Source organism: Kribbella sp. NPDC048837 (genome assembly GCF_055586945.1).
In genome coordinates, this window is record NZ_JBVJHF010000013.1 from 38,927 (window position 1) to 65,608 (window position 26,682).

At 69.4% G+C, this 26,682-nt stretch carries 20 protein-coding genes; 14 read left to right on the forward strand and 6 right to left on the reverse strand.

The features are described 5' to 3' along the window. The first annotated feature begins 37 nt into the window (after positions 1 to 37). The gene (locus ACZ6O0_RS41140; RefSeq protein ID WP_465770519.1) at positions 38 to 2,164 is read left to right on the forward strand and encodes an MMPL family transporter; all 2,127 of its coding nucleotides are present in this window, start codon (positions 38 to 40) and stop codon (positions 2,162 to 2,164) included. On the opposite strand, the gene ACZ6O0_RS41145 is transcribed toward ACZ6O0_RS41140, so the two are convergent. Both ACZ6O0_RS41145 and ACZ6O0_RS41150 read right to left on the reverse strand, forming a co-directional pair. Continuing rightward, positions 2,157 to 5,297 carry a glycoside hydrolase family 3 N-terminal domain-containing protein gene (locus ACZ6O0_RS41145; protein WP_465770520.1) on the reverse strand — a complete coding sequence of 1,047 codons (3,141 nt, stop codon included), beginning with the start codon at positions 5,295 to 5,297 and terminating at the stop codon, positions 2,157 to 2,159. The genes ACZ6O0_RS41140 and ACZ6O0_RS41145 overlap by 8 nt on opposite strands. Positions 5,298 to 5,392: 95 nt before the next feature. Then, positions 5,393 to 6,055 (reverse strand): hypothetical protein, encoded by a 663-nt coding sequence (locus ACZ6O0_RS41150; RefSeq protein WP_465770521.1) that lies wholly within the window; start codon positions 6,053 to 6,055, stop codon positions 5,393 to 5,395. Between the two features lie 193 nt (positions 6,056 to 6,248). Here ACZ6O0_RS41150 and ACZ6O0_RS41155 point away from each other — a divergent pair, with 193 nt between their 5' ends. The 3 genes from ACZ6O0_RS41155 to ACZ6O0_RS41165 all read left to right on the forward strand — a co-directional run bounded on the left by ACZ6O0_RS41155 (position 6,249) and on the right by ACZ6O0_RS41165 (position 12,932). Then, positions 6,249 to 8,063, forward strand: a complete 1,815-nt coding sequence (locus ACZ6O0_RS41155) for a S8 family serine peptidase (RefSeq protein ID WP_465770522.1) — start codon at positions 6,249 to 6,251, stop codon at positions 8,061 to 8,063. Positions 8,064 to 8,190: 127 nt separating this feature from the next. Beyond that, a complete protein-coding gene (locus ACZ6O0_RS41160) occupies positions 8,191 to 9,153 on the forward strand; it encodes an LLM class F420-dependent oxidoreductase (protein ID WP_465770523.1) in 963 nt (320 codons plus the stop codon). 119 nt (positions 9,154 to 9,272) lie between these two features. Further along, the gene (locus ACZ6O0_RS41165; protein WP_465770524.1) at positions 9,273 to 12,932 is read left to right on the forward strand and encodes a S8 family peptidase; all 3,660 of its coding nucleotides are present in this window, start codon (positions 9,273 to 9,275) and stop codon (positions 12,930 to 12,932) included. Positions 12,933 to 13,057: 125 nt separating this feature from the next. Here ACZ6O0_RS41165 and ACZ6O0_RS41170 read toward each other — a convergent pair whose 3' ends face one another. Further along, positions 13,058 to 14,416 carry a lytic transglycosylase domain-containing protein gene (locus tag ACZ6O0_RS41170; protein ID WP_465770525.1) on the reverse strand — a complete coding sequence of 453 codons (1,359 nt, stop codon included), beginning with the start codon at positions 14,414 to 14,416 and terminating at the stop codon, positions 13,058 to 13,060. A gap of 244 nt (positions 14,417 to 14,660) precedes the next feature. Between ACZ6O0_RS41170 and hemL the strand changes: the two genes are divergently transcribed. The 9 genes from hemL to ACZ6O0_RS41215 all read left to right on the forward strand — a co-directional run bounded on the left by hemL (position 14,661) and on the right by ACZ6O0_RS41215 (position 23,294). Then, complete coding sequence (gene hemL / locus ACZ6O0_RS41175; RefSeq protein ID WP_465770526.1) at positions 14,661 to 15,983, forward strand: glutamate-1-semialdehyde 2,1-aminomutase; 1,323 nt, start codon at positions 14,661 to 14,663, stop codon at positions 15,981 to 15,983. 14 nt (positions 15,984 to 15,997) lie between these two features. Next, a complete protein-coding gene (locus tag ACZ6O0_RS41180; protein ID WP_465770527.1) occupies positions 15,998 to 16,648 on the forward strand; it encodes a histidine phosphatase family protein in 651 nt (216 codons plus the stop codon). Further along, a complete protein-coding gene (locus ACZ6O0_RS41185) occupies positions 16,648 to 17,211 on the forward strand; it encodes a TlpA family protein disulfide reductase (protein WP_465770528.1) in 564 nt (187 codons plus the stop codon). Before ACZ6O0_RS41180 ends, ACZ6O0_RS41185 begins: the two co-directional genes overlap by 1 nt. A 4-nt stretch (positions 17,212 to 17,215) precedes the next feature. Continuing rightward, entirely contained in the window at positions 17,216 to 17,959 is a 744-nt protein-coding gene (locus ACZ6O0_RS41190; RefSeq protein WP_465770590.1) for a cytochrome c biogenesis CcdA family protein, read from the forward strand. Position 17,960: 1 nt separating this feature from the next. Next, positions 17,961 to 19,547, forward strand: coding sequence for a cytochrome c biogenesis protein ResB (resB, locus tag ACZ6O0_RS41195; protein ID WP_465770529.1), 1,587 nt, complete (start codon positions 17,961 to 17,963; stop codon positions 19,545 to 19,547). Next, positions 19,544 to 20,596 (forward strand): c-type cytochrome biogenesis protein CcsB, encoded by a 1,053-nt coding sequence (gene ccsB, locus ACZ6O0_RS41200; protein ID WP_465770530.1) that lies wholly within the window; start codon positions 19,544 to 19,546, stop codon positions 20,594 to 20,596. Before resB ends, ccsB begins: the two co-directional genes overlap by 4 nt. Position 20,597: 1 nt before the next feature. Then, on the forward strand, positions 20,598 to 20,849 hold the full coding sequence (locus ACZ6O0_RS41205) for a DUF4229 domain-containing protein (RefSeq protein WP_465770531.1): 252 nt from the start codon (positions 20,598 to 20,600) through the stop codon (positions 20,847 to 20,849). A gap of 205 nt (positions 20,850 to 21,054) precedes the next feature. Continuing rightward, positions 21,055 to 21,666, forward strand: coding sequence for a TetR-like C-terminal domain-containing protein (locus tag ACZ6O0_RS41210; RefSeq protein WP_465770591.1), 612 nt, complete (start codon positions 21,055 to 21,057; stop codon positions 21,664 to 21,666). Between the two features lie 59 nt (positions 21,667 to 21,725). After that, on the forward strand, positions 21,726 to 23,294 hold the full coding sequence (locus ACZ6O0_RS41215; RefSeq protein WP_465770532.1) for an MFS transporter: 1,569 nt from the start codon (positions 21,726 to 21,728) through the stop codon (positions 23,292 to 23,294). Between the two features lie 63 nt (positions 23,295 to 23,357). On the opposite strand, the gene ACZ6O0_RS41220 is transcribed toward ACZ6O0_RS41215, so the two are convergent. The 3 genes from ACZ6O0_RS41220 to ACZ6O0_RS41230 are packed head-to-tail and all read right to left on the reverse strand — an operon-like array spanning position 23,358 to position 25,206. Continuing rightward, a complete protein-coding gene (locus ACZ6O0_RS41220; RefSeq protein ID WP_465770533.1) occupies positions 23,358 to 23,840 on the reverse strand; it encodes a GNAT family N-acetyltransferase in 483 nt (160 codons plus the stop codon). Further along, complete coding sequence (locus tag ACZ6O0_RS41225; protein ID WP_465770534.1) at positions 23,837 to 24,853, reverse strand: M48 family metallopeptidase; 1,017 nt, start codon at positions 24,851 to 24,853, stop codon at positions 23,837 to 23,839. Before ACZ6O0_RS41225 ends, ACZ6O0_RS41220 begins: the two co-directional genes overlap by 4 nt. Then, on the reverse strand, positions 24,850 to 25,206 hold the full coding sequence (locus ACZ6O0_RS41230) for a hypothetical protein (protein ID WP_465770535.1): 357 nt from the start codon (positions 25,204 to 25,206) through the stop codon (positions 24,850 to 24,852). Before ACZ6O0_RS41230 ends, ACZ6O0_RS41225 begins: the two co-directional genes overlap by 4 nt. Positions 25,207 to 25,452: 246 nt before the next feature. On the opposite strand from ACZ6O0_RS41230, the gene cds1 reads away from it, so the two are divergent. Beyond that, entirely contained in the window at positions 25,453 to 26,577 is a 1,125-nt protein-coding gene (gene cds1, locus ACZ6O0_RS41235; RefSeq protein ID WP_465770536.1) for an L-cysteine desulfhydrase Cds1, read from the forward strand. Positions 26,578 to 26,682 lie beyond the last annotated feature (105 nt).

Here is a 26,682-nt window from a genome sequence, read left to right on the forward strand (position 1 = left end):
TCGTGGTGTGAACAGAACGAGCGTGAGCAGAGATTCGGTGACTGTGCGGGTCGCGCGCTGGAGTGCGACCCATCCATGGCGGGCGATCGGCCTCTGGCTGTTGCTCGTCGTCGTGGCGGTCGGGATGTCGGTGGCGATCCCGAAGCAGCAGACCCAGGACAAGGACAACTGGGTCGGGCAGTCTGGCCAGGCGGCCGAAATGATCCAGCAGGCCGGACTCGCCGGCAAACCAAGCGAGACGGTCCTGCTGACCGACCCGGACGGGCCGCTCGACAAGGCAGCCGCGACAGCGGCGATGGCCCAGCTCCGGCAGAAGTTCACCGCGCTGGACGCGGTGCAGAGCGTCGGCCGGCCGGTCTGGTCCGAGAACGGCGAGGCTGCACTGCTGCCGCTCGAGCTGAAAGGTACGGCGGACGACGCGGCCGACTCCATCGACAAGGTCGTCGCCGCCACCAGCGAGGTGCAGCAGGCGAACCCGGGGCTGAGCATCGCGCAGGCCGGCGAGGCCTCACTGGACGCCGGCATCTGGAAGCAGGTGGGCTCCGACCTCGCGAAGGCGGAGAAGCTCAGTCTGCCGATCACGTTCGGACTGATGCTGCTTGCCTTCGGTGCGCTGATCGCGGCCGGAATCCCTGTCCTGCTGGCGTTCTCGGCCGTCGGCGCCGCGCTCGGCTTCTACGCGCCACTGTCCTACCTGTTCCCGGACGGCGGCTCGGTCGCGAACGTCGTCCTGCTGATCGGCATGGCCGTCGGCGTCGACTACTCGCTCTTCTATCTCAAGCGCGAACGCGAGGAACGCCGCAAGGGCTGGGACACCTTGCACTCCGTCGAGATCGCCGCTGCCACCTCCGGGCACTCGGTGGTCGTCTCCGGCGTCGCCGTGATCGTCTCGATGGCCGGCCTGTACGTCGCTCAGGACGCGACGTTCGCCTCGATGGCGACGGCGACGATCGTGGTTGTCGCGGTGGCGGTCCTCGGTTCGCTGACCGTCCTGCCCGCGCTGCTCGCGAAGCTCGGTCACCGGGTCGACCGCCCGCGCGTCCCGCTGCTGTGGCGGCTCAATCGGCGCATCGGTCCCGGCGGGATCAGCCGCCGCGTCCTAGCGCCCGTACTGCGTCACCCGCGGGCGGCGCTGTCGCTGTCGGCCATCGCCGTCATCGCGCTCGCCGTTCCTGCCCTCGGGATGAAGACCGAGTCCGGTGACCTGAACTCGTTGCCGCAGAGCATTCCCGAGGTGCGCACGTTCAAGGCACTGCAGGAGAACTTCCCGTCCCAGGGCGGTCTGTCGTACGACGTGGTCGCGCGCGGCGAAGGTGCTGCCGCGGGGCTGGCTGGGTTGCAGGAGTCCGCCGTACAGAGTGGGAAGTTCGTCGTTCCGCCGGCGGATGCGGTCAGGCAGTCTGGTGACACCGCGGTGCTGACGCTGGTCTCGGTGTTACCGGACAGCAGTGCGAACGCTGAGGTCGCGCTGGACCAGTTGCGCGACGAGTTGGCGCCGGCCGCCCTGGGGTCGGCGACCTGGGCCGTCGGCGGGGAATCGGCCGACTCCGTTGACTACGGCAACAATCAGCGGGACAAGCTGCCCTGGGTGATCGCCTTCGTCCTGGCGCTGACCTTGGTGATGATGGCGGTCACGTTCCGGAGCGTGGCGATCGCGCTGGTGACGACCCTGCTCAACCTGGCTTCGGTGGCCGCGTGCTTCGGGGTGCTGTCGCTGGTGTTCCAGCACACGTGGGCCGAAGGGTTGCTCGGGTTCACCTCGGTCGGGTTCGTGGTGTCGTGGATCCCGCTGTTCCTCTTCGTGATCCTCGTCGGGTTGTCGATGGACTACCACGTGTTCGTGCTCGGCCGGATCCGTGAGGGCGTCGCCGCGGGCCTGACGCCGCGGGAGGCGGTGCGCAAGGGCATCACCGAGTCGGCCGGCGTGGTGACCAGCGCGGCCGCGGTGATGGTCTCGGTGTTCGCCGTCTTCGCGACGCTCGGCATGCTCGAGATGAAGCAGATGGGTGTCGGCCTGGCTGTCGCCGTCCTGATCGACGCCACCCTGGTCCGGATCGTCATGCTCCCGTCGATCCTGGTCCTGCTGGGTCGCAAGGCCTGGTGGCCGAACCGGCTGCACCGGGAAGAGCCGGTGCAGCCGGACCGGGAGCTGGTCGCTATCTGAGCCTGTAGGCCGCGGTCAGGTTGCTGACCGCGGCACTCAGGTGCCCGGTGAGGAGCTGGTGCTCGGCGTCGGAGGTCAGCTTGGACGTCGGTTCGTCGAGCGTCTGACCGATCTTGTTCTGGGCGATCCAGCGGGCGGCACCGACGACGGCGTCGTCCTCACCGAACGCGTCCGCCTTGGTGTGCTCCAGGTACTTCGCGGACTGGGCGACCGCCGCCAAGGCGATGGTTGCCTGCGGCCCTGACCAGTCCTTGACCTGGAGCGCGACACCGGCCGCGATCCCGGCGGCCAGCGCGTACGGATCGTGCTTGCGCAGCAGGGTGTCCCGGGCCTCGGTCAGCTTCTGCCGCGCCGCGGCCTGCGTGGTCAGACCCCAGCCGTACGGGTACTGCGGATCGTAGGAAGCGTCCCCGACATTGAGCGGCTGCTGGGCCTCGGTCCGCGGCCAGCTGACCGGCAGCCGGCCACTGAACGGGCGCTTGCCGAACAGGACATCGGCCACCCCGGCGCCCTCGGTGCCCGGCAACCACGACGCCACCAGCGCGTTGATCTCGCCGAGCTGGTCCGCGATCACCTGCGGCCGGCCGGACACGATCAGGACGACGCACTTCATCGCGCCGCACACCTTGTCCACGGCGGCCCTGTCGGCATCGGAGAGCAGCAGGTCGTGACCGTTGCCCACGTCACCGATCCCTTCGGCGTACGGGCGTTCGCCGACCACGACCACGCCGACGTCGTGACCCTCCAGCGGTGCGGAGGCGTCCGCGCTGAAGGTTGCCGTCGGCACCACCTGCTTGATCCCGTCCAGGATCGTCGTACCGGTCGTCGTCGCTCCGGAACCACCCTGCCAGGTGATGCTCCAGCCGCCCATCTGGTTGCCCAGGTCGTTCGCGTTGCTGCCGGCCACGTACACCTTCGAGGTGGATGCTAGGGGCAACAGGTTGCCGTCGTTCTTCAGCAGCACCTGGGACTTCGCCGCCGCCTCCCGGCCGACCGCGCGGTGGGCGGCCGACCCGATCGAGCTCGCCCGCGACGTGTCGGCGTACGGGTGCTCGAACAGGCCCAGCTTGAACTTCTCGGTCAGGATCCGCCGGACCGCGTCGTTCACCCGGCTGATTGGCACCCGGCCGGCGGTGACCTCGTCGGTCAGGCCCTGGGTGAAGCCCTGGTAGTTCGTCGGCACCATGATCATGTCGAGGCCGGCGTTGATCGAGGTCCGGATATCGCTCGCGTAGTCGCCCGGCAGCTGGTCGATCGCCTGCCAGTCGCTGATCACGAAGCCGCCGAAGCCCATCCGCTGCTTCAGGACGCCGTTGATCAACTCGGCGTCCCCGTGCATCTTGACCGGCGCCTGGCCGTCGATGGCGACACTCGAGTACGACGGCATCACGGTGCCGATCCCGAGATCCACCGCGGTCTGGAACGGCGCCAGGTGCAGCGTCTCCAGCTGCTGGCGGGTGACCTCGGTGATCCCCTGGTCGATCTTGTAGCTTCCGGTCGTCGACGATCCGTACGTCGTCCCACCGTCGCCGACGAAGTGTTTCGCGGTCGCGAGGACATGGTTGTTCTGCGCGAGCTGGCTGCCGTCCGCCTTGCCCTGGAGGCCGGTGATCACGGTCGCCATCGACTGCACGAGCGCCGGATCCTCGCCGTACCCCTCGTAGGCCCGGCCCCAGCGGTCGTCGCGGACCACGCACACACAGGGCGCGAAGTCCCACGGGATACCGGTCGCGCGGACCTCGGTCGCGGTCACCTCACCGGTCCGCTTGGCCAGGTCCGGGTCGCGGGTGGCGCCGATGCCGATGTTGTGCGGCAGGATCGTCGCGCCGACCACGTTGTTGTGGCCGTGGACCGCGTCCACGCCGTAGATCAGCGGGATCTGCAGCCGGGTCGCCTGCGCGTTCAGTTGGAAGTTGTCGATCATCGCGGCCCACGCGGCCGGGGTGTTCGGCGTCGGCACCGAGCCGCCACCGGACAGCAGCGAGCCGAGTGCGTACGACGCGATGTCGGTGCGGGACCGGAGTGCGTTGCGCTCGGCCTGGGTCATCTGGCCGACCTTCTCGGCCAGCGTCATCCGGGCGAGCAGATCGTCGACGCGCTTCTTCACCCGGAGCTTGGGGTTGAGGTACGGGAGGTCATGGGCGTTGATCACCACCACCGGCTGGGTCGCCGGGGCCTTCGCGCCGGTGACGGTGAGCTCGAGCGGGATGGTTTCCGCGACCTCGGCGGTGGGGTCCTTGCGGGTCGTGACGGCCACGGTCTGCGCGGTGCCGGACGTCGTACCGGCCGGGAAGGTGATCGTGCCGGACACGGGGGTGTAGTCGTCGGCGGTCGCGCTGCCGGTGCCGGTGCGGTAGTCGACGGTGACCGGCTCCTCGAGCGGGGTGCCGCCGGTGGTGGCGACGGAGACCTTCACCTGCGCGGTGCCGCCCTCCTTGACCGGGTAGACGCCGGCGTCGGTGACCACGCTCGCCTTCAGCGCGGGATCGGCCTTGCCGTAGATCTCGACCTGGTCGATCGCGAACTCACCGGGGGAGCCGACCGGCATGGTGATCGCGTAGCCCCACATGTGGGTCAGGTTGAGGACCTGGTCGATACCACCGACCGGTTGGTAGTCGGTGCGGTAGGCGAGTTCGCTGAACGGGATCTCGACCAGGTGCCAGCCCTGCCAGTCGTCGGTGAAGCTGGTGTTCCACAGCTCGGAGGCCTCGGCGTTCGCGCCGCCGTCCTTGATCTCGAAGAAGATCCGCTTCCCTGAGCCGGGTGGGAGCGGGGCGGTGTTCTGCCCGTACCACCAGAACCGGATCCCCTTGTACGCCGACCAGTCGCCGGGGTTCACGTCGTACGTGACGTCGTGGCTGAAGCCGCCGTACCCGCTGATGTTGTAGGTGCCGTGCAGCACCTTCTCGCCGGACGGGGCGTCGGCGCGGGTCTGCAGTTCCATCGTCGGCGGGTCGTCGGCGTCGCTGCCCCACCCGAAGATCCCCGCGTTCGGCGGGAACGCGAACGGCTCGCCGCCCTCGAACGCCGCGAGGACGATCGGCGCCGGATCGTCAGCCGACGCCTGCAGTGGCAACAACCCGGCGACCAGAGCCGCCGCCGCGACCAGAGCTGTCCGACGAAAACCACGCATGGGCCGCTCCCCACCTCCGCGCGAGCCTCACACCCGCGTCCGGCCCGACTCTCAGCTCTCCCCGCCCCCAGGTCAAGACCTCACCGGTTCCGGAACTAGAGCGCTCTCACGGGCGCCATGTGAGCGCGCGGCCGAGGGCAGTACCGAAACCGCACGAGCTCCGGCGCCGGGATGCAGACCTCGCCCAGCTCGGTCGCGCGATGCCCGGCGACCCACGCGATCAGCTCGTCCGGCTGCGCGATGGCACTGGTGAAGTGCAGGAGATTCAGATACCAGATGTCGCGGCGCCCGTGCGGACGTTCGAACCAGGCGTCCGGGCCGAGTTCGGTGGTGAGGCGATCCATGAAGTCGTCGGCGTTCGAGTCGAGTGGGAACGCACAGGCCATCACGCTGCCGGGGGTGAGGGTGAGTCCGGTGACGCGGAAGCGGGCCGGGCGGGCGGCGGCGCGGCCGATGGCGGCGTGGTAGCGGTGGATCGCGGCGTCGTCGGGGGCGATGCCCTCGCGGTAGCCCTCCAGAGCGCGGACGGTCAGATGGGCCGATCCACGCTGACCGGTCTGCCAGTGGCCCGGGCCGGCGAGGGTCGCGGCCTCGGCGGTGAGGGCGTCGAGGCGGTGGCTGAGAGGGCTGTCGACGGGTGGACGGAGTACGACGCTGACGGGCCAGCGGCCGCCTTCGTGGGGGAGCGAGTCGCGCTGGTGCCGGCCGGTGGTGATGAGCGGCGCGGCGGTGTCGAAGAGCTGGTCGAACTTGCGCAAAGGGCCTCCCGGGGTGTCGGAGGGGTACGACGACTCCGGCGCGGGATGAGTTCGGTGAGATCTGGACAGGGGCAGGTTCGTGGGTGACTGTGAGGGCTGGGCTGCGGGGTCAGCGGGTTCTTGGGGGTGGCTTCGTGGTGCCTGCGTTCTCTAGGGAGGAACTGTGCGAAAGCTGGCCTGTCTACTGAGTGGTGTGACGTTGATCGTCCCGATAGCGATCGTCGCCGCTGTCCAACCCGCCACGGCCGCACCCGCCGCCGCGGCGGCCGAGCCGTCCAAGATCCCGACCCTGCTGCGGCAGAGTGCCGAGCTGGCCAAGGCCTCCGCGTCCGCCAAGGCAGGTGCAGTTGATCCACAAGCCCGTTCGCTGGGTGTCGGCGCCACCGGCCGGATCGGCGTCCAGGTGTACGCCTCGGCGCCCGTCACCGCGGCCCAGGAGGCGGACCTGTCGAAGCTCGGCGTGTCCGTGCTGAAGAACTCGGCCGACTTCAAGGCCGTCCCGGGTGCCGATCTGCCCAGCACCGGCCTGGTGTCCGCCTCTGTCCCGTACGACAAGCTCGACGCGGTCGCCGCACTCGGGTGGGTGTCCGCCCTGCGGCCGTCGCTGCGGCCCGCTGTCGACGTCGGCCCGATCACGGCCGAAGGCGTCCAGTTGCACAAGGCCGACAAGGCCCAGGCCCGCGGCCTGACCGGTCGCGGCCAGAAGGTCGGCGCGATCTCCGGCGACGTCGACCACCTGGCCGACTCGGTCGCCCAGGGCGAGCTGCCCAACAACGTCCAGGTCCTGCGCCAGGCGGAGTACGAGGATGACGAAGGCACCGCGATGCTGGAGATCATCCACGACCTGGCGCCGGGCGCGAAGCTCGCCTACGCCAGCACCCGCGACACCACCGCGGAGTACGTCGAGGCGTTCCACGTACTGGCCGCCGCCGGTGTCACGATGATCGCCGAGGACATCGCGCTCGACGACGAGCCGGTGTTCCAGCAAGGCATCGGCGCCGCCACCGCCGAGGGTCTCGCCAAGCACGGCATCTGGGTCAGCTCGTCGGCCGGGAACCTCGGTGGCCGGCACGCGCCGCGGGTGACCGCGACCGGAACCGGCAGCGGTCCGGACGGCGTCACCGGGCCGTTCAACGGTTGCCCGAACGCGGTCGACAACGTGGTGAAGCTGCGCGGGGCGGACACGACGTACGACCTCAACCTGCTGCCCGGCGCGGCGATCCTGCCGACCCTGCAGTGGAGCGAGCCGCGCGCGGTCTACCCGACCGCGGGCCAGGGCGGCTTCACCGACCTCAACCTGTACCTGATGGACGCCTCGGGTACGACGTGCCTCGCGGCCAGCAACGGCGTCCAGGCCAACGGGGTCGGCGACACCATCGAGCAGTTCATCTACGAGAACACGACCACCGCGCCGCAGCCCGTCAAGCTGGTCGTCGACGTCCAAGGCACGTCGTCGGCGCGCAAGGCTCCGATCCTGGACCTGCGGTGGCGTGCGTTGTCGGCCGGCGTACAGACGATCGACCCGCCGGAGCGGGCCGGTTCGATGAACCCGGACTCGAACTACCTGGGCTTCGCGACCAGCGCCGGCGCCGTCAACGCCAGTCTGTCGGTGGACCCGAAGACCATCGCGCTGGAGCCGTTCAGCGCGGCCGGTCCGACCCAGATCATCACCACCACCCGGTGCCCGGGCGGGAAGCCTGGTCCCTGCAAGGGTGTCTCCGGTCCGTCCGCACGGAGCTTCCCGGCGCCCTACTGGGCAGCTTCCGATGGTGTCTCGGTGAGCGGAGCCGGCGGGTTCGGATCCGGCGTCTGCCCGACGGCGGTCCAGGGTGAGTGCCGCTTCTTCGGTACGTCGGCCTCGGCGCCGACCGCCGCCGGGGTGGCAGCGCTGACCAGGCAGGAGTTCGGTGGCCGGTTGTCACCGGTGGCGCTGAACGCGCTTCTCGCGATCCGCGCGGTGCACCGATCGGGACCCGGCTTCGGAGCGGGGGTCCTGAGCGCTCGCTGAGATGTGCCCGGGTGCGTCCGGCCACCGGACGCATCCGGGTATTCAGAAGTTCTAGTGGTCCGATTGAGAACGAATTCAGTAGTCAGAGTGATAGACCCTGACCGGCGCGGCCGGAAAGGATGTCAGCATGACTACACGTTTCGGGATTTTCGTCCCGCAGGGCTGGAAGATGGATCTGGCGCAGATCGCCGATCCGATAGAGCAGTGGGAAGCGATGACGGACGTCGCCAAGCGGGCCGACGACCAGTCCTGGGACTCGATCTGGTTGTTCGACCACTTCCACACCGTGCCGGAGCCGACGGACAACACCACCTTCGAGTGCTGGAGCGCGACGGCCGCGCTGGCGCGTGACACCTCGCGGGTGAACATCGGCCAGATGGTCGGCTGCAACGGTTACCGCAACCCGGCGCTGTACGCGAAGATCGCGTCCACCGTCGACGTCGCCAGCCACGGCCGCCTGTACGCCGGGATCGGCGCGGGCTGGTACGAGCACGAGTGGAAGGCCTACGGCTACGAGTGGACCGACATCCCGCCGCGGATGGCCGCGTTCCGGGAGGCCACCGAGATCATCTACAAGATGTGGACCGAGGACAAGCCGGTCTACAACGGCAAGTACTACTCGATCGACGCGCCGATCAACGAGCCGAAGGGTGTGCGCAAGCCGCACCCGAGCTTCTGGATCGGCGGCGGTGGCCCGAAGGTCACGCTGAAGCTGGTCGCGCAGTACGGCGACGCCGCGAACATCGGCGGCGGCAACCCAGAGGTGATCCGGGAGAAGGCCGCGATCCTGCGCGGTCACTGCGAGAAGGTCGGCCGCGACTACGACGAGATCATCAAGTCGACGTCGTTCAACGTCTTCCCGATCGACAAGGGCGACGACCCGACGCGGGCCACCGAGAAGGCGCTCGGCCCGATGGACCGGGAGAAGTTCGACAACGACAACCTGATCGGCACCGAGGACGAGATCGCGAACAAGGTCGAGGCCTCCCTCGAGGCCGGCGCCGACTACATCATCTTCTACGTCCCGGGCGTCGCGTACGACCTGGACCTGGTGGACCGGGTGGAGCAGGTGGCCAAGCGCTTCGCGTGATGGCTGGTACCGGTCATGGCGGGTGTCCGTCAGGAGGAGTAGTGGACCGGGGCTGAGGGCAACTGTCAGGCTCCCGACGATGGCCTCGCGTGGGTCGGGGCATCGGGAGGTGTCCGCCTGTGTTTGCCCGACCGCCCCGGCTCGCGACGAGCCTGCTCGCCGCGGTGGTCGTCAGTTCCCTGCTGCTGACGACCACCACGGCACACGCCGAAGGCCCCGGCAGCACAGCTGCCAAGCCGACACCGGGTGCGAGTACCCAGCGGATCACCCTGGTGACCGGTGACGTCGCCGAGCTGACCACGAGTTCGAACGGGCAGGTCTCCGCCCGGCTGACCGGCGACGAGCCGTACTACTTCGGCAGCTTCGACGGCGAGCTCAGCCTGGTGCCCGCCCGGGCCTACCCATTGCTCACCGCGGGCCGCCTGGACAAGCGGCTCTTCAACCTCACCGAGCTCGCTGCGCAGGGCTACGACGACGCGAGCAGCGACCGGTTGCCCCTCCTGCTGACCGCGCCGGCGACCCTGCGCAGCGCCCCTTCCACGCCGGCGTCCGCGACTCTCCGCCGTACCCTTCCCAGCGTCGGCAGTAGTGCGGTCACCGTGCGGAAGTCCGACGCCAAGAGCTTCTGGGACGGCATCAGCGGTCCCACCACCTTCAAGACCGGCCAGGTCACCAAGATCTGGCTCGACGGCCGCACCCACGCCACCCTCGACCAGTCCACGAAACAGATCGGTGCCTCGACGGCGTGGAAGGCCGGGTACGACGGACGCGGCGTCAAGGTCGCCGTCCTCGACACCGGGTACGACGCCGGCCACCCCGACCTCGCCAAGCAGGTCGCGGCGTCCGAGAGCTTCGTCCCCGACCAGGCGGTCCAGGACCTGCACGGCCACGGCACGCACACTGCATCGATTGTCGCCGGCCTCGGTACGGCGTCCGACGGCAAGCGCAAGGGGGTCGCGCCGGGTGCGGACCTGCTGATCGGCAAGGTGCTCGACAACGGCGGCAACGGCTACGACTCCGAGGCGATCGCGGGCATGGAGTGGGCGGTCCAGCAGGGCGCGAAGGTCATCAGCATGAGCCTCGGCGGCTGGCCGTCCGACGGCACCGACCCGATGAGCCAGGCCGTCGACGAGCTGTCGAAGTCCAGTGGTGCCCTGTTCGTCATCGCGGCCGGCAACGCCGGCGCCGAGGAAACCGTCGGGTCTCCCGGTGCGGCGTCCGAGGCCCTGACCGTCGGCGCGGTCGGCCGCGATGACCAGCTCGCGAACTTCTCCAGCCGCGGCCCGCGCCTCGGCGACGGCGCGATGAAGCCCGAGGTGACCGCGCCCGGCGTGGAGATCGCGGCCGCTCGCGCCGCCGGGACCGAGCAGGGTCACGTGCTCAGCCAGTACTACACGGCGATGAGCGGCACCTCGATGGCCACCCCGCACGTCGCCGGCGCCGCCGCGATCCTGGCCCAGCGTCACCCGGACTGGACCGGCCAGCAACTCAAGGCTGCCCTGGCCGCGACCGCGGTTCCTGCCGAGGATGCGCGGCCGGACCAGCAAGGCCTCGGCCGGATCGACATCCCGAGCGCACTCGACCCGAAGGTCCTGCCGGACACCGCCAACCTGTTCTTCGGCGACCTGTCCTGGACCGGGCCGACCGCGCCCGCACCGGCCACCCACAAGGTTGCCTACCGCAACAACTCGAACCGGCCCGTGACGCTCGACCTGTCCGTCGGGGCACAGTCGTCGGCGAAGGTGAAGGCGGCCCTCACCGTCAAGCCCGCCCGCCTGACGATCCCCGCCGGCGGTACGGCGTCCGCCACGGTCACTCTCGATCTCGCGAAGACCCAGCCGGCCAAGTACTCCGGCATCCTGACGGCGCGGACCGGGAACCACTCCTACCGGACCGGGCTCGGGTTCGCGGCCGGCGGACGGCTGAACCAGGTGACTGTGAAGGCCATCGGCCGGGACGGACGGCCGGCCACCGCGGAGGCCGGCGCGAGCGGCGTGCAGCTGTGGAACCAGGACACCGGCCAGGTGGACGGGATCGCCTTCGACGAGAACGGCAGCCGGACGCTCGACGTACCGACCGGGCGCTACAGCGTGATGGTGTTCGCGATGGGCGGCGACGAGGCCGGCTGGGCGAACTCGGCCACCCTGCTCGGCGACCCGGACGAGTGGATCGACGGTGATCGCACGTACACCTTCGACGCCCGGACGGCGCACAAGGTGACGGTGAAGACGCCACGGCGGACCGACCCGCAGACCCTCGGGATCGCCTGGCACCGCAAGGTCGGCGACCGGGACGCGGTCTCCGGCTGGGGGTTCGACGAGCGGGTCGCCGGCAACGTGTACGTGCAGGACTTCGGAAAGGTTGCCAACGGCACCTTCCAGGTCGTGCAGCGCTGGGACCTGGCGGAGCCGAAGCTGACCGTCGACGTCACAGGCGTGGGCAGCAGCTTCCGCCTGCCGACCCCCGCCGAGGGCGACTTCCGGAAGGTGTACGTCGGGACCGAGAAGCTCCCGCTCTACAACGGCGGCGACGGGACGGCAGCCGAACTGGCCGGCGCCGAGGGAAAGGTCGCGCTGATCCGGTTCCGCTCGCACGACGACACGCCGACGCAGGTCAAGGCGGCCAAGGACGCCGGCGCCACCGCGGCCTTCATGTACAACGAGGCGCCCGGCTTCTGGTCGAGCATGGTCGACGAGGACTACCCGTTCTACCAACTGCGCGCCGAGCAGGGGAAGCAGTTGCTCGACCTGCTGGCGAAGGGCCCGGTATCCCTGCAGCTGAAGGGTTTGCTCGACAGCACCTACCGCTACGACCTGGTCGTCGGGCCGTCGACGGTGAAGGGTCCGCTCACCTACGACTTCGCGAAGATGCGGCCGGCCGTGGTGACCACGGACTTCCAGCGCAACGACGCCTGGTACCTGCACACCGACCAGCGGATCGCCCACCTGCCGGGAATCTCCGTCGGGCTGAAGTCGACGCGGTCGGTGACCGGACCGGTCACCCGCACCGACTACCTGGCCTCGGACCTCAACGGCGTCACCTGGGACGAGAAGACGTCCGCGGGGGAGTGGAACGAGAGCGGCTACGAGTACACGATCGCCCGCGGCTACCGCCCGAACGAGAAGGTCACCCGCGACTGGTGGCAGTCCCTGATGCGCCCGGCCGTTCCGAACGCCACCGGTGACGAGACGCAGGGCTGGCCGCCGGCGCGCTTCGAGAACGCGCTGCGGATCGCGATCCCGCAGTACGTGAACGGCGATCGCAGCATCTACGGCTGGGCCGACCGGGGTGACGTGACCAGCATGAGGCTCAGCAGCAACGGGGTCGAGCTCGGCAGCAAGGACTGGTCGGTCGCGCAGTTCGCGGTGCGGGCCAAGGCCGCCTGGTACGACCTGACGCTCGACCAGAAGCGTGGTCCGAACAGCTGGGCGACCACGTCGACGGCGACGCACACCGAGTGGCACTTCCTGTCCAAGCCGGCCAAGGGCCGGTCGGTCCTGCCACTCATCCAGGTCGACTACAACCACACGGACGGATGGCTCGAGCTGACCCCGGCGTACCAGCCGGGCGTCCGCGGCCCGGGGATCTTCCGGACCACCGCCGAGGTCTCGTACGACGGGAAGACCTGGCAACGACTGGCGTTGCGGGGCTTCGGAGGCACTGTCCGGGCGCAGTTGCCGTCTGCTCCGAGCGGTTCGTCCGCGAGTGTGCGGGTCAGCGCGACGGATCTGATCGGCAACAAGGTCAGTCAGACGATCGAGTCCGCCTGGCAGAACTGAACGTTCACTGTCAGAACTGAACGTTCAAAAAGGGCGACGCCACGAAGCCGGGGGGATGGGCTCCGTGGCGTCGCCGGGGGCGCGCCAAGGGAGGGGTGGGGGCAGGCGCGCCGGTCTTGGATGGGTCAGTTCCCGAGGATGCCTCCACCGAGAACGCCCAGCAGTCCGAGCAGCGACAACAGGTTGCGGATGACCTGGTCGACGGCCTTCGCGCCGCCGGTCTGGTAGGCGGTCACGCACTTCTGCAGCTGGTCCTGGGTCGGCTTGGTGATCGTCACCTTCGCCATCTCGGACTGGCAGTACTGCGTCGCCGTGGTCAGCTCACCCACCGTGCTGCCGACGGTGCCGACGATCAGGCCGGCGGCGGTCTGCAGGGTCGCCAGACCCGCAGTGGGCGGCGTGGTCGTGGGCGGCTTCGTCGGGGTCGTCGTCGGCGGCTTCGTGGTGGTCGGCGGCTTGGTGGTCTGCGTCGGCTTGCCTGTGGTTGGCGGCCGCTCGGTCGGGTCGGTCGTCGGCTTGCCGCCCGGCTCCTCCACGGTCGTCTGCGTCGGCCGGACCGTCGGATCCGTCTCCTGGTCGGTGGCCTGCGGCAGGTTGTCGTCCGCCGGGGCGTCGATCTCCGGGTCGCCGGTCTGGTCACCGGGCCGGTCGACACCCTGCTCGTCGTCCTCGGTCCCGTTGCCGACCGCGATCCAGCTGCCACCGGCATACGCCTTGGCGATGCTCACCACGAGGTCGACGTACTGCTGGGAGTGGTTGTAGCGCAGGACGGCCGCGTTCAGATCGCTCGCCTGGGAGAGGTCGGTCTTGCCGGAGCACAGATACACCGCCGTGGACATGGCCGCGTCGTCGATGTCCTGCGGGTTCCGCACGCCGTCGCCGTCGCCGTCCACGCCCATGGTCCGCCAGGTGCCCGGGATGAACTGCATCGGGCCGACGGCGCGGTCGAAGGCGCCGTCACCGTCGAACGCGCCGGCGTCGGTGTCGGTGATCCGGGCCGTGTTCACCCCGTCCAGCCGCGGGCCGTAGATGCCCGGCACGGCGACGCCCTGCGAGTTCAGCGCATTGCCGCCGAAGCGGCCGTGGTTCGACTCGACGCGGCCGATCGCGGCCACCAGCGTCCAGGGCAGGTGACAGGCCGGGTCCACCTGGGCGAGCACCTGCTGGGCCCGCGAGTACGCCTTCAGGGCCGCGTTCGGGATGCCGTTGCGGGACAGGCCGGACACCACCTGGGTCGGCTGCTCGCCCGGGTCGACACCGTGGCCGACCACACCCGGCACCGGCACGTTGGCCGGCTCGGCGATCGGCTGCTTCGGCACGACGACCGGGCTCTTCCCGGACAGACCCTGCTCCAGCGATGCCGTGGCGACCGCCGGATCATCCGTGGCACTGACGGTGAACGCGCTCGCGAACAACGCCAGCGGGATGAGCGGCGCCAGCTGACGCCATCCACCACCCGTGGCGCGGCGCTTGCCCTTCGCCATCGATGATCCCCTCCGTGACCCATCGACCTGCCCAGCCCCACGCTGCGGACACGTCAGTTCGTCGTCCTCGGTTGCCGTCGTACCAGGTCTAACGCCCGCCCCGTGCGTGGGTTACGCGCCGGACTCAGACCGTATACGTGCGGTGACCGGGTACCCATACTGGCGCGTAACAACACCCTTTGTGAACCCCCGGCCGGGCAGTTGTTCCCGCCCGCCGACCCGGCCGGCCGGCCTGTCGGGGAGAATGGCGGCCGTGCCCGACCACACAGAACAGTCCGCCGCGCTCTTCGCCAGGGCCTCCGCAGTCACCCCGGGCGGGGTCAACTCCCCGGTCCGTGCGTTCCGCGCCGTCGGCGGCGTACCGCGCTTCATGGCATCGGGTGACCGATGTCACATTACCGATGTCGACGGCAACCGCTACCTCGATCTGGTCTGCTCCTGGGGCCCGATGCTGCTCGGCCACGCCCACCCGGAGGTGACCGCCGCCGTGCAGGCCGCGGTCGCCCGCGGTACGTCGTACGGGACGCCGACCGAGACCGAGGTCCTGCTCGGTGAGGAGATCGTCGGCCGGACCCCGGTGGACAAGGTCCGGCTGGTCTCGTCCGGCACCGAGGCGACCATGTCCGCGCTCCGGCTGGCCCGCGGCTTCACCGGTCGCGCCAAGATCGTCAAGTTCGCCGGCTGCTACCACGGGCACGTGGACGCGCTGCTGGCCCAGGCCGGCTCGGGCGTCATCACGCTGGGCATCCCCGGTACGCCGGGGGTCACCGAGGCGACCACCGCCGACACGATCGTGCTGCCGTACAACGACCAGCCCGCGGTCTCTGCCGCTTTCGCCGAGTACGGCGACCAGATCGCGGCCGTCATCACCGAGGCCTCGCCGGGCAACATGGGCGTCGTCCCGCCGCGGGACGACTTCAACGCGTTCCTCGCGCGGATCTGCCGTGAGAACGGCGCGCTGTTCATCTCCGACGAGGTGATGACCGGCTTCCGGATCACCCGCTCGGGTTGGTACGGCGTGGACGGCGTCCAGCCGGATCTGATGACCTTCGGCAAGGTGATGGGTGGCGGCTTCCCGGCCGCGGCCTTCGGTGGGCGGGCCGACATCATGGCCCACCTCGCGCCGGAGGGCTCGGTCTACCAGGCCGGAACCCTGTCCGGGAACCCGATCGCCACCACGGCGGGCCTGACCACGCTGCGGCTGGCCACCGACGAGGTCTACGCCAAGCTGGACGAGACGTCGCTCACCATCCAGCGCCTCGTCGGCACGGCGCTGGACAAGGAAGGTGTGCCGTACGTCATCCAGGCCGCCGGGAACCTCTTCAGTGTCTTCTTCGTGGAGTCCTCGGAGGGACCTGCCGAGATCCGGGACTTCGCCGGGGCCAACGCCCAGGTGCTGCCCAGGTTCGCCGCGTTCTTCCATGCGATGCTGGACGCCGGTGTCTACCTGCCGCCGAGTGCGTTCGAGGCCTGGTTCGTGAGTGCGGCCATCGACGACGACGCTCTGGCCGAGCTGGAGTCCGCCCTCGCCCCGGCTGCTCGTGCGGCAGCCGCAGTACAGAACTGAGAGGAACGGCAGCGGTGACCGAAACGACGGTCGTGCACCTGATGCGTCACGGCGAGGTGTACAACCCGACCGGCGTGCTCTACGGCCGGATCCCCGACTACCACCTGTCCGAGCTCGGCCGCGCGATGGCCGACCGGGTCGCCGAGCACGTCAAGGCCCGCGACGTCGTGCACCTGGTCAGCTCGCCGCTGGAGCGGGCCCAGGAGACGATGGAGCCGATCGCCAAGGTGTTCGGGCTGACGCCGGACATCGACGAGCGGGTGATCGAGGCGGCGAACCTGTTCGAGGGCAAGAAGTTCGGGGTCGGCGACGGCGCGCTGCGGAACCCGAGCGCCTGGTGGCTGCTGCGCAACCCGATCAAGCCGTCCTGGGGTGAGCCGTACCAGCAGATCGTCCGGCGGATGCGGGACGCGATCGAGACCGCCCGGCAGAAGGCCGCCGGGCACGAGGCGCTGATCGTGTCGCACCAGCTGCCGATCTGGATCGTCCGGTCCGCGATCGAGGGCCGCCGGCTGCCGCACGACCCGCGCAAGCGGCAGTGCAGCCTGGCCAGCCTGACCTCGTTCACCTTCCACGGCGACGCGATCGTCTCGGTCGGCTACTCCGAACCGGCCAAGGACCTGCTGCCGGTCAAGAATCCCAAGAAGTTCGTGGGCGGCGCGTGATGCGCCGCACAGCTGCCCTGGTGGCCGGACTGATGCTCGCGGTGACCGCGTGCTCGTCCGGTCAGCAGGCGGCGCAGAACCGGCAGGGGCAGGCGGGTTTCGTGAGTGGGACCGGCAACGTGTCGGTGTTCGCCCCCGCCGACCGCAAGCAGGCCCCGCCCCTGACCGGTACGACGCTGGACGGCAAGCCGTGGACGCTGGCCGGCCAGGCCGGCAAGGTCGTCGTCCTGAACGTGTGGGGTTCGTGGTGCCCGCCCTGCCGCAAGGAAGCGCCGGACCTCGTTGCCGCGGCCAAGGAACTCGGTCCGTCGGTGCAGTTCATCGGCCTGAACACGCGTGATCTCGACCCGGCTCCGGCGAAGAAGTTCGTCCAGGAGTTCGGGGTGGACTACCCGAGCATCTATGACCCGAACGGCAAGGCGCTGCTGCGGTTCCGCGGCCAGATCTCCCCGACGGCGATCCCGACCACGCTGGTGATCGACAAGACCGGCAAGGTCGCGTCCCGGGTGGTCGGCGAGGTCTCCAAGGAGACCTTGCTCGGCATGGTGAAGGATGCCGGTTGAGCTGATGGGTCAGTGGTTCGCCGACTCGATGACGGGGTCGATGCTGGTAGCACTGCCGATCGCGGTGCTGGCCGGTGCGATCTCGTTCTTCTCGCCGTGCGTCGTTCCGTTGCTGCCCGGCTACCTCTCGTACGTGACCGGGCTGTCCGCGGCCGAGCTCGGCTCGGCCAAGCGCGGGCGGATGCTGGCCGGGACGGCGTTGTTCGTCGCCGGTTTCTCGGCGGTGTTCATCCTGACCGGCGTGGTGTTCGGCAAGGCGGGTGACCTGCTGATCGATCACCAGACCGCGATCACGCGGGTGCTCGGTGCGCTCACCGTCGTACTCGGGCTGATCTTCCTCGGCGGGTTCGGGTTCCTGCAGAAGGACGTGCGGGTGCACCGGGTCCCGGCGGTCGGGATCGCCGCGGCCCCGCTGCTCGGCGTACTGTTCGGATTCGGGTGGACTCCGTGTATCGGTCCGACGCTCGGGACCGTGATGACGCTGGCCACGACCGAGGGCAGCATCGCTCGGGGGGCGACGCTGGCGTTGGTGTTCAGCCTGGGGCTGGGGATTCCGTTCATCGTGGCGGCGCTGGCGTTCCGGCGGATGCTGGCCGCGGTGGCCTGGGTCCGGCGGCACCAGTTGCTGGTGATCCGGATCGGCGGCGTACTGATGATCGCGGTGGGGCTACTGCTGCTGACGGGAGTGTGGGATGCGATGACCGCGGACCTGCGGCAGTGGGTCGCCAACTTCGGGTCGGCGGTGTGAGATGACCGAGCTCAAGGACCGCATCGGCGCCGCCTCCGGCCCCGGCGAACCGTCCGAACCGCCGGCGATGGGTCTGGTCGGCTGGCTGCGCTGGACCTGGCGGCAGCTCACCTCGATGAAGACCGCGCTGGTGCTGCTGTTCCTGCTCGCGCTCGGTGCGGTGCCGGGATCGCTCGTCCCGCAGACGCCGATCGACCCGATCAAGGTGTCCGACTTCCTCGAGGCGCACAAGAAGCTCGGGCCGATCTACGACAAGCTCGGGCTGTTCGACGTCTACAAGTCGGCCTGGTTCTCGGCCATCTACCTGCTGCTGTTCATCTCGCTGATCGGCTGCGTCGTCCCCCGGCTCGGTGTGTACCTGAAGGCCCTCCGGGCCCGGCCGCCGAAGCCGCCGCGCAACCTCAACCGGCTGCCCGGGTACGCGCGCTTCACCGTCGACGATCCCGGTGACGTGCTGGCGGTCGCGACCCGCGAGCTCAAGCGCCGCCGCTTCCGGATCCAGTCGTACGACGGGGCCGTCGGGGCCGAGCGTGGTTACCTGCGTGAGGCCGGCAACCTGCTGTTCCACTTCTCGCTGATCCTGGCGCTGGTCGGGGTCGCGTGGGGTTCGCTGTTCGGCTACCGCGGCACCGTTCTGGTTGTCGTGGGCAACGGTTTCTCCAACTCGGTGGCGCAGTACGACGACTTCACGCCGGGGCGGGCGTTCAGCGGTGACGACGACCTGCCGCCGTTCTCGCTGACGGTGAAGGACTTCCAGGTGAAGTTCCAGGAGGACGGTCCGCAGCGCGGCGCTGCCCGTGAGTTCAAGGCGCAGCTGGCCTACCAGGAGACGCCGGACGCGCCGGAGAAGTCGTACGAGCTGCAGGTCAACCACCCGCTCAAGCTCGACGGCAGCAGCGTCTACCTGCTCGGCCACGGCTACGCGCCGCGGGTGACGGTGAAGGACGGCCAGGGCAATGTGGCGTTCTCCGGACCGGCGCCGTTCCTGCCGCAGGACGGCAACTTCTCGTCGTTCGGCGTGATCAAGGCGCCGGACGCGCGGCCGATGACGCTCGGCTTCGAGGGCTTCTTCCTGCCGACCGCTGTGATCGACCAGCGCGGCCCGGTCTCGGTGTTCCCCGACGACCTGAACCCGATGCTGGTGATGACCGGGTACTACGGTCGGCCGCAGCCGGAGACCGGGAAGCCGGAGTCGGTGTACCAGCTGGACAAGTCGAAGCTGACCCAGTTCCAGCAGAACGGTGACAAGCTGCGGTTCCAGCTCGCGCCCGGGCAGAGCATGACGCTGCCGGACAAGGCCGGGTCGATCACCTTCGACGGCTACAGCCGGTGGGTGAAGCTGCAGGTCAGCCACACACCCGGCACGGACCTCGCGCTGGCGGGCATCCTGCTGGCGATCCTCGGGCTGATGGGCTCGCTGTTCATCCACCCGCGGCGTACCTGGGTGCGGGTCCGGACCGAGGACGGGCGTACCGTGGTCGAGGTCGCGGGTCTGGACCGCGGACCCGAGCGCGGCCTCGGCGACGAGATCCAGGCCATCACCAAGAGTTTGCAACCCGCCGGATCAAACAACCAGGAGCAGCCATGACCCCGGAGACCTACGCGCAAGTCTCCAACCTGCTGATCCCGACCGCGACCGTCATCTACGCCCTCGCGATGGTCTCCCACGCCACGGAATGGGCGGTGGGCCGCGCGGTCGTCGCGAAGCCGGCCGAGGTCGAGGAAGAGGCCCAGGCCGAACTCCTGGTCGCCTCCGGCGCCTCGACCGACTCCATCTCCTCGACCGACTCCGTCTCCTCGGGCTCGGCGGCTGCCGCCGTGGAGAGCGGCTCGGCCGTCCCCTCCACCTCCGGCGCCGAAGGCGCCGCCTCCGAACGGATGGAGGCAGCCAGCCGGATCGGACTGTTGCTGACCTGGTTGGCGTTCGTGCTGCACCTGGGTGGCGTCGTCACGCGTGGACTCGCGGCCGGACGCGTGCCGTGGGGCAACATGTACGAGTTCTCGATCACGGCGTCCCTGGCGGTCGCGATCGTCTACCTGATCTTCGTGCAGCGGTACAAGCTCCAGTGGCTCGGTCTCGGCGTGACGCTCGTGATCGCCGCCGTACTCGGCCTGGCGACGCTGGCTCTCTACACCCCGGCCGGACCGCTCGTCCCGGCCCTGCACTCGTACTGGCTGGTCATCCACGTGTCCTCGGCCGCGATCTCCGGCGGCGCGTTCACCGTCGGCGGCCTCGTCTCGGTGCTGTACCTGATCAAGGCCCGCGCGGAGCGCAAGGTCCTGGCCGGCGGCACGATGTCGGCGTCGCTGCGCCGGCTCCCGAGTGCGGAGGCGATGGACGGTACGGCGTACAAGGTGCTGGCGTTCGCGTTCCCGCTGTGGACCTTCGGGGTGCTGGTGGCCGGTCCGATCTGGGCCGAGTACGCCTGGGGCCGGTACTGGGGCTGGGACCCCAAGGAAGTCTGGTCGCTGGTGACCTGGGTCGTGTACGCCGCCTACCTGCACGCGCGCGCGACCGCGGGCTGGCGGGGCCGCCGGGCCGCGACGATCGCGATCGTCGGCTGGTTCGTGTTCATCTTCAATTTTGTCGGAGTGAACCTGTTGGTCTCCGGTCTGCACTCCTACGCTGGGGTGTGAGATGAAGGAGTTCGCCATCTACACCGGCTTGCGGGCGGGATTGTTCGCCGTCTGCCTGGCCGTGCTGTGGTTCGCGCTGCACAGCTGGCTGAGCCTGTTCCCGCTGCTGCTGCTGGCTCTGATCGTGTCCTCGATCCTGTCCATCTTCGTACTCCGCGCCGCCCGCGACCGCCTGGCCGGGAAGATCGAGCACCGCGCCGAGAAGATCTCGCACCGGATCGAGCAGGCCCGCACGGCCGAAGACGACGACTGACGGGCAGCCGCCCGGTCCGTCCGCTCGCCCGATCGGGCAGCCACGCCTGAGAACGCCGTACCAGTGGTTCACTGGTACGGAGAGTGACCTATGCCACTTCGGAATTCCCGGAAAAATCGTTTGTGCCCCCCTTCACATGAGTCGTAGAGTGATGGATGAAACGAAACGGTTTCGTTCTATCGTGACTTGATACTTACGCAGGGTGATGATGGTGGTGGACACAGCCGGAGTGCGGCAGCGGCCGCGGGTCGAGGGTGGTCGCGAGGAGGAGATCCTCGATGCGACCGTCGCGGTGGTGGCCGAAATGGGCTACGACCGGCTGACCATGGACGCGGTGGCGACGGCGGCGAAGGCCAGCAAGGCGACGCTGTACCGGCGCTGGACCACCAAGGCCGAGCTGGTTGTCGACGCGATCAGCCGGGCCAAGGGCTGCCCGATCCCGGAGGACGTCGACACCGGCAGTCTCCGGGGTGACCTGATCTCGATGTCGTGTGGTGACGGCGGCTTCACCGACGAACTGCCGATGTCGGTGATCGCCGGTCTGCTCACCGCCCTGCACCGCGACCCGGAGCTGCAGAAGGCGTTCCAGGAGCGCTTCATCGCGCCCCGGCAGACCGTGGTCGCCACGGTCTACGCCCGGGCCGTCGAGCGCGGCGAGATCGCGCCGGACGTCGACATCGAGCTGCTCTCGGTGACGCTGCCGGCGGTCGTCATCCACCACGCGTACATCCTCGGCGTCGAGCCGACGGACGACCTGATCCTCCGAGTGATCGACAACGTGATCCTGCCTGCGGCGCGGGGGTCGCAGGTGAGCTGACCGGTGAGGGGCCGGTCCGCGACAAGCAAGACAGTCTGCCCAAGAGGGGAAGTTTTCTTATGTCCGAAGAAGTCATCAAGGCCGATCCGCCGGAGGATCGGCCGGTCGACTCGGTGACCGAGACCGAGAACGGCCACGGTCACCGCAATCTAGGCATCGCGCTCGCGCTGATCTGCATGGCGCAGCTGATGGTGGTGCTGGACGGCACCATCGTCAACATCGCGCTGCCGCACATCAAGGACGACCTGGGCTTCAGCAACGCGTCGCTGCCGTGGGTGGTCAACGCCTACGCGCTGGCGTTCGGCGGTCTGCTGCTGCTCGGCGGCCGGATCGGGGACATCCTCGGCCGCCGCAAGGTGTTCGTTTTCGGCGTCGTGCTGTTCGGCCTGGCGTCGTTCGTCGGCGGTATCGCCCAGAGCGAGAGCGTGCTGCTGGCCAGCCGGATCCTGCAGGGCGTCGCGGCCGCGGCGGCCGCGCCGAACGCGCTCGCACTGATCACCACCACCTTCCCGGCCGGCAAGGAGCGCAACCGCGCGATGGCCGTGTACGCCGCGATGTCCGGGGCCGGCGCGGCCGTCGGCCTGATCCTGGGTGGCGCGCTGACCGAGGCGTCCTGGCGCTGGACCTTCTTCATCAACACGCCGATCGGCCTGCTGGTGGCGGTGCTGGCGTTCCGGTTCCTGGGCGAGTCGGCCCGGCAGACCGGCAAGTTCGACCTGCCCGGTGCGATCACCGGCACACTCGGCCTGACCTCCCTGGTCTACGGCCTGACCCACGCGGCCACGAACGGCTGGGGTGACGCGGCGACGCTGACCTACATCTTCGGCGGCCTGGCCCTGATCGGGATCTTCCTCGGCATCGAGGCCCGGTCCCGGCACGCGCTGCTGCCGTTCCGGATCCTCGCGAACCGGACCCGTGGCGTCAGCTTCTTCGTGATGCTGATCGTCGGTGCGGCGATGTTCTCGATGTTCTACTTCCTGGGCATCTTCGTGCAGAGCATCATGGGCTACAGCGCGCTGAAGACCGGTATCTCGTTCCTGCCGTTCAGTGTTGGCATCGTGGTCGCGGCCCAGGTCGCGTCGACGCTGGTGGCGCGGATCGACCCGCGCTGGATCGCCGGTGCCGGTGGGGTGCTGGTGGCGGGCGGCATGTTCGGATTCAGTCAGCTCGAGGTCGACTCGACGTACTGGACGCACCTGCTGCCGTACATCCTGGTGCTGTCGTTCGGCATGGGCCTGATCTTCGTCCCGATGACGCTGACCGCGGTCAGCGGGGTCGCGAACGAGGACTCCGGTGTCGGTTCCGCGGTGCTGAACACGGTCCAGCAGATCGGTGGCGCGATCGGCCTGGCGCTGCTCGGCACGATCTCCACCAGCGCGATCAAGGACAAGTTCACCGAGCTGGCCCCGGGCCTGCAGAAGGCCGCCGAGGCCGGGCAGTCGCCGGACCAGATCAAGCAGTTGCAGGGCCAGTTCACCGCACTGGCGACGACGCACGGATTCACCCGCGCGTTCGTCTGGTCGGCGTTCCTGGCGCTGGGCGCGGCCGTGATCACGCTGATCGGCCTGTCGATCAAGCACAAGGATCTGGCCACCGACAACGCGAACGGACCCGTCCACGTGGGCTGACGCTCCGAATGCCCGAAGGGCCCGCTTCCCGGGAGGGGGGAAGCGGGCCCTTCGTCTGTCCGCTCAGAGCTGCTTGCGCATCACGAGTTCACGCCGTACGCCGTCCGGCATCAGGTCACCGAGCTCGTCGGTATCGGTGAAACCGTTGCGGAGATAGAGCTTGTGCGCCGGGTCGTTGCCATCCGCAACCGACAGCTTGAGGACCGTCGCGCCGGTGCCACGGGCCCAGGTCTCGACCGAGGTCATCAAGGCGTTGCCGATGCCCCGGCCGCGGCCAGACGGAGCGATCCACATCGACACGAGCTCGGTGACTCCCGGCTCGTCGGCGCGCAGTCCGCCGGCCATGCCGACCGGCGTACCGTCCAGCGACGCGATCACCTGGTAGGCGCCGGGCACGCTGAGCCGCTCACGCCAGCGCTCCTCGGGGGCGTCCACCCAGTCCACGAGCTGCGAGCCGAACGCGTACGGCGCTTCCTCGAGCGCGGCCAGCCGCAGCTCCCGCCACACCTTCCAGTGGTCCGGCCCGACGTCGAGCAGATCGATCATCTCGGCGGGAACTTCGACGAGACCCAGTCGCGGACGCCGCCCAGGCCGTCGCTGAGGTCGCGGAGGAACTTGGCCAGCGGGTCCTGGGAGCGGGCGAAGGCGTCGGAGTACGACTTGGCGGCGTTCTTCGCCTCCTGCGACATGGACGCGGTGGCGTCGTCCTGGCGTTTCGGGTAGTCGCCGGAGACGATCGTCGTGTACTCGCCGTCGTTCACCCAGCGCCGCAGCTCGTGTGCGCGGATCACGGCCATCGGGTGCGTCTGCGCCTCGAGCAGCAGCAGCTTCAGCACGCTGTCGCGCAGGTCGCCGGCGCTCTCGTACTCCGTGCCCTGGGCGAGGAAGGTCGTGGTGTCGAGCTCGGCCAGCTGACCGCCGCTGGCCAGCTTCATCTGCACGCGGAGCGCGACCGCCGGGTCCTGGACCGCGAGCAGGCCGGCCCGGTCGCCGGACAGCTCGGCCTTGCGGGACCACTCGTGCAAGGCGGCGATGATCGCGCGGATGCCCAGCGCGCCGATCGGCATCCAGTTGATCGCGCCGGTCAGCCGCATCAGCCACAGCAGCAGCGACTGGTAGAGCGCGTGCCCGCTCTGGGCGTGGCCGAGCTCGTGACCGAGGATGAACCGCAGCTCCTCCTCGTCCAGGCCCTTCACCAGGGCGCTGTTCACCACGATGAACGGCCTGTCCATGCCGATCGTGACGGCGTTCCAGATCGGACTGTTGATCACGTACAACTCGGGCAGCTTCCGGACGTCGAGCGTCGTACCCGCCTCGGTGAAGAGCCGGTGCACGTCCGGGAACTGCCGCTCGTCGACCCGGATCGCCCCGCCGAGGAACTGCAGCCGGAAGGCCCGCTCGTTGATCATCCCGGACATCTTCCGCAGGACGTAGTCGAACCCCTTGAGCTGCCGCAGGGCCACCAGCGCACCGCGGTCCGCCGGATGCTCCCACGCCCGCGAACTGATGTCGGTCAGCGCGACCCGTTGCCGCGTCGGCCGGTCGTCGTTCTCGCTCATCGCTCCCCCTGCCCAGTCGTCATGTCCCCCCAACCTAGCTCGCCCCCGGGTCGCCGGTCCCGGGGATTGAGCGCCGAGGCGAGCAGCAGCGGAAGCGGCCAGCTGAGCGGGATCGACCACCACTCGAGGTGCAGATAGAGGAACGCCACCACGCTCCCCAGCGTGAGCGCGGTACCCCACAGCCAGTACCAGAACGCGTTCCACCCGCGGTGCAGCCGGCCCCGCCGGTGCCCGACCGCCGCGAGGGCGGCGGTGGCCGGCAGCGCCGTGAGTACGCCGAAGCCGACGACGACCACGCCGATCAGCACGACCTCACCGGCCGAGAAGTGCGGCTCGAACCCCAGGGGAACCATGCGCCTCATCCTGGTGGCCCCGCGAATGCTGACCGAGCGTAGGAATACTCAAATCGCTCCCAACGTCCTAGGGCATGCGGCCCCATCCTGTGCGTGCTGCGCGGCACTCGGTGGCGCACCTCGCTGCACCGGTGCAAAGGCCACGATGCTCCGCATCGAGCCCTTCGCCCCGGCACACCGAGCTACACCACCGAGCACCTGCTCGCGACTGCACAGGATGGGGCCGCATGCCCTAGCCTGGCCCGCATGAGTGAGGTTGGCGGGGTGTGTCGCGAGGTTGACCGGCGGGACGAGAAGGCCCGGGCCTGGGTGTCCGAGGCGATCCGGATCGTCGACGCCGACGCGAACCGGAGCGCGGACACCCATCTGCACGTGTTCCCGATGCCGGAAGGCACCGGCGTGGACCTGTACCTGAAGGACGAGTCCGTGCACCCGACCGGCTCGCTCAAGCACCGGCTGGCCCGGTCACTGTTCCTGTACGCGCTGTGCAACGGCTGGATCACCGAGGGCACCACGGTGATCGAGGCGTCCAGCGGCTCGACCGCGGTCAGCGAGGCGTACTTCGCCCGCCTCCTCGGCCTCCCGTTCGTCGCCGTGATGCCGCGCTCGACCAGCCCCGAGAAGGTCGAGCTGATCGAGTTCTACGGCGGCAGCTGCCACTTCGTCGAGCGCTCCGGCCAGATCTACGGCGAGGCCAAGCGGCTGGCCGAGGAGACCGGCGGCCACTACATGGACCAGTTCACCTACGCCGAGCGCGCCACCGACTGGCGCGGCAACAACAACATCGCCGAGTCGATCTTCGGCCAGCTCTCGCTCGAGCAGCACCCGATCCCGACCTGGATCGTCGTCGGCGCCGGCACCGGCGGTACGTCGGCCACCATCGGACGCTACGTCCGCTACCAGCGCTACGACACCTCGGTCGCCGTCGTCGACCCGGAGAACTCGGCCTTCTTCCCCGCCTTCGAAGCCGGCGACGACAACTACTCCACCGGCCGCCCGTCCCTGATCGAAGGCATCGGCCGCCCCCGCGTCGAGCCGTCGTTCGTCCTAGGTGTCGTCGACCGGATGATCTCCGTCCCCGACGCCGCGTCCATCGCCGCGATGCGCTTCTGCTCCCGGGTCACCGGCCGCCTCGTCGGCGGCTCGACCGGCACGAACCTGTGGGGCGCGCTGCGGCTGGCCGCGGAGATGCGCCGTACGGGCGCCCGGGGAAGCATCGTCACGCTGCTCTGCGACAGCGGCGAACGCTATGGGAACACGTATTACGACGACGCGTGGCTGCGGACGAGCGGGATCGACATCGCGCCGTACATGGCGACGCTGGAGGTCTTCGCGACGACTGGTCGGTGGACCGAGCCTGAGCACGTGTAAGCCCCCACGCGTGCTACGCGGCCGCTCCTTCGTCGCCGCCGCTACGCGCGCTCCCACCCGCCCCCCGGCTTGTCGCCGGTGCGTCCCTTGCGGGCTGCCGCCTGC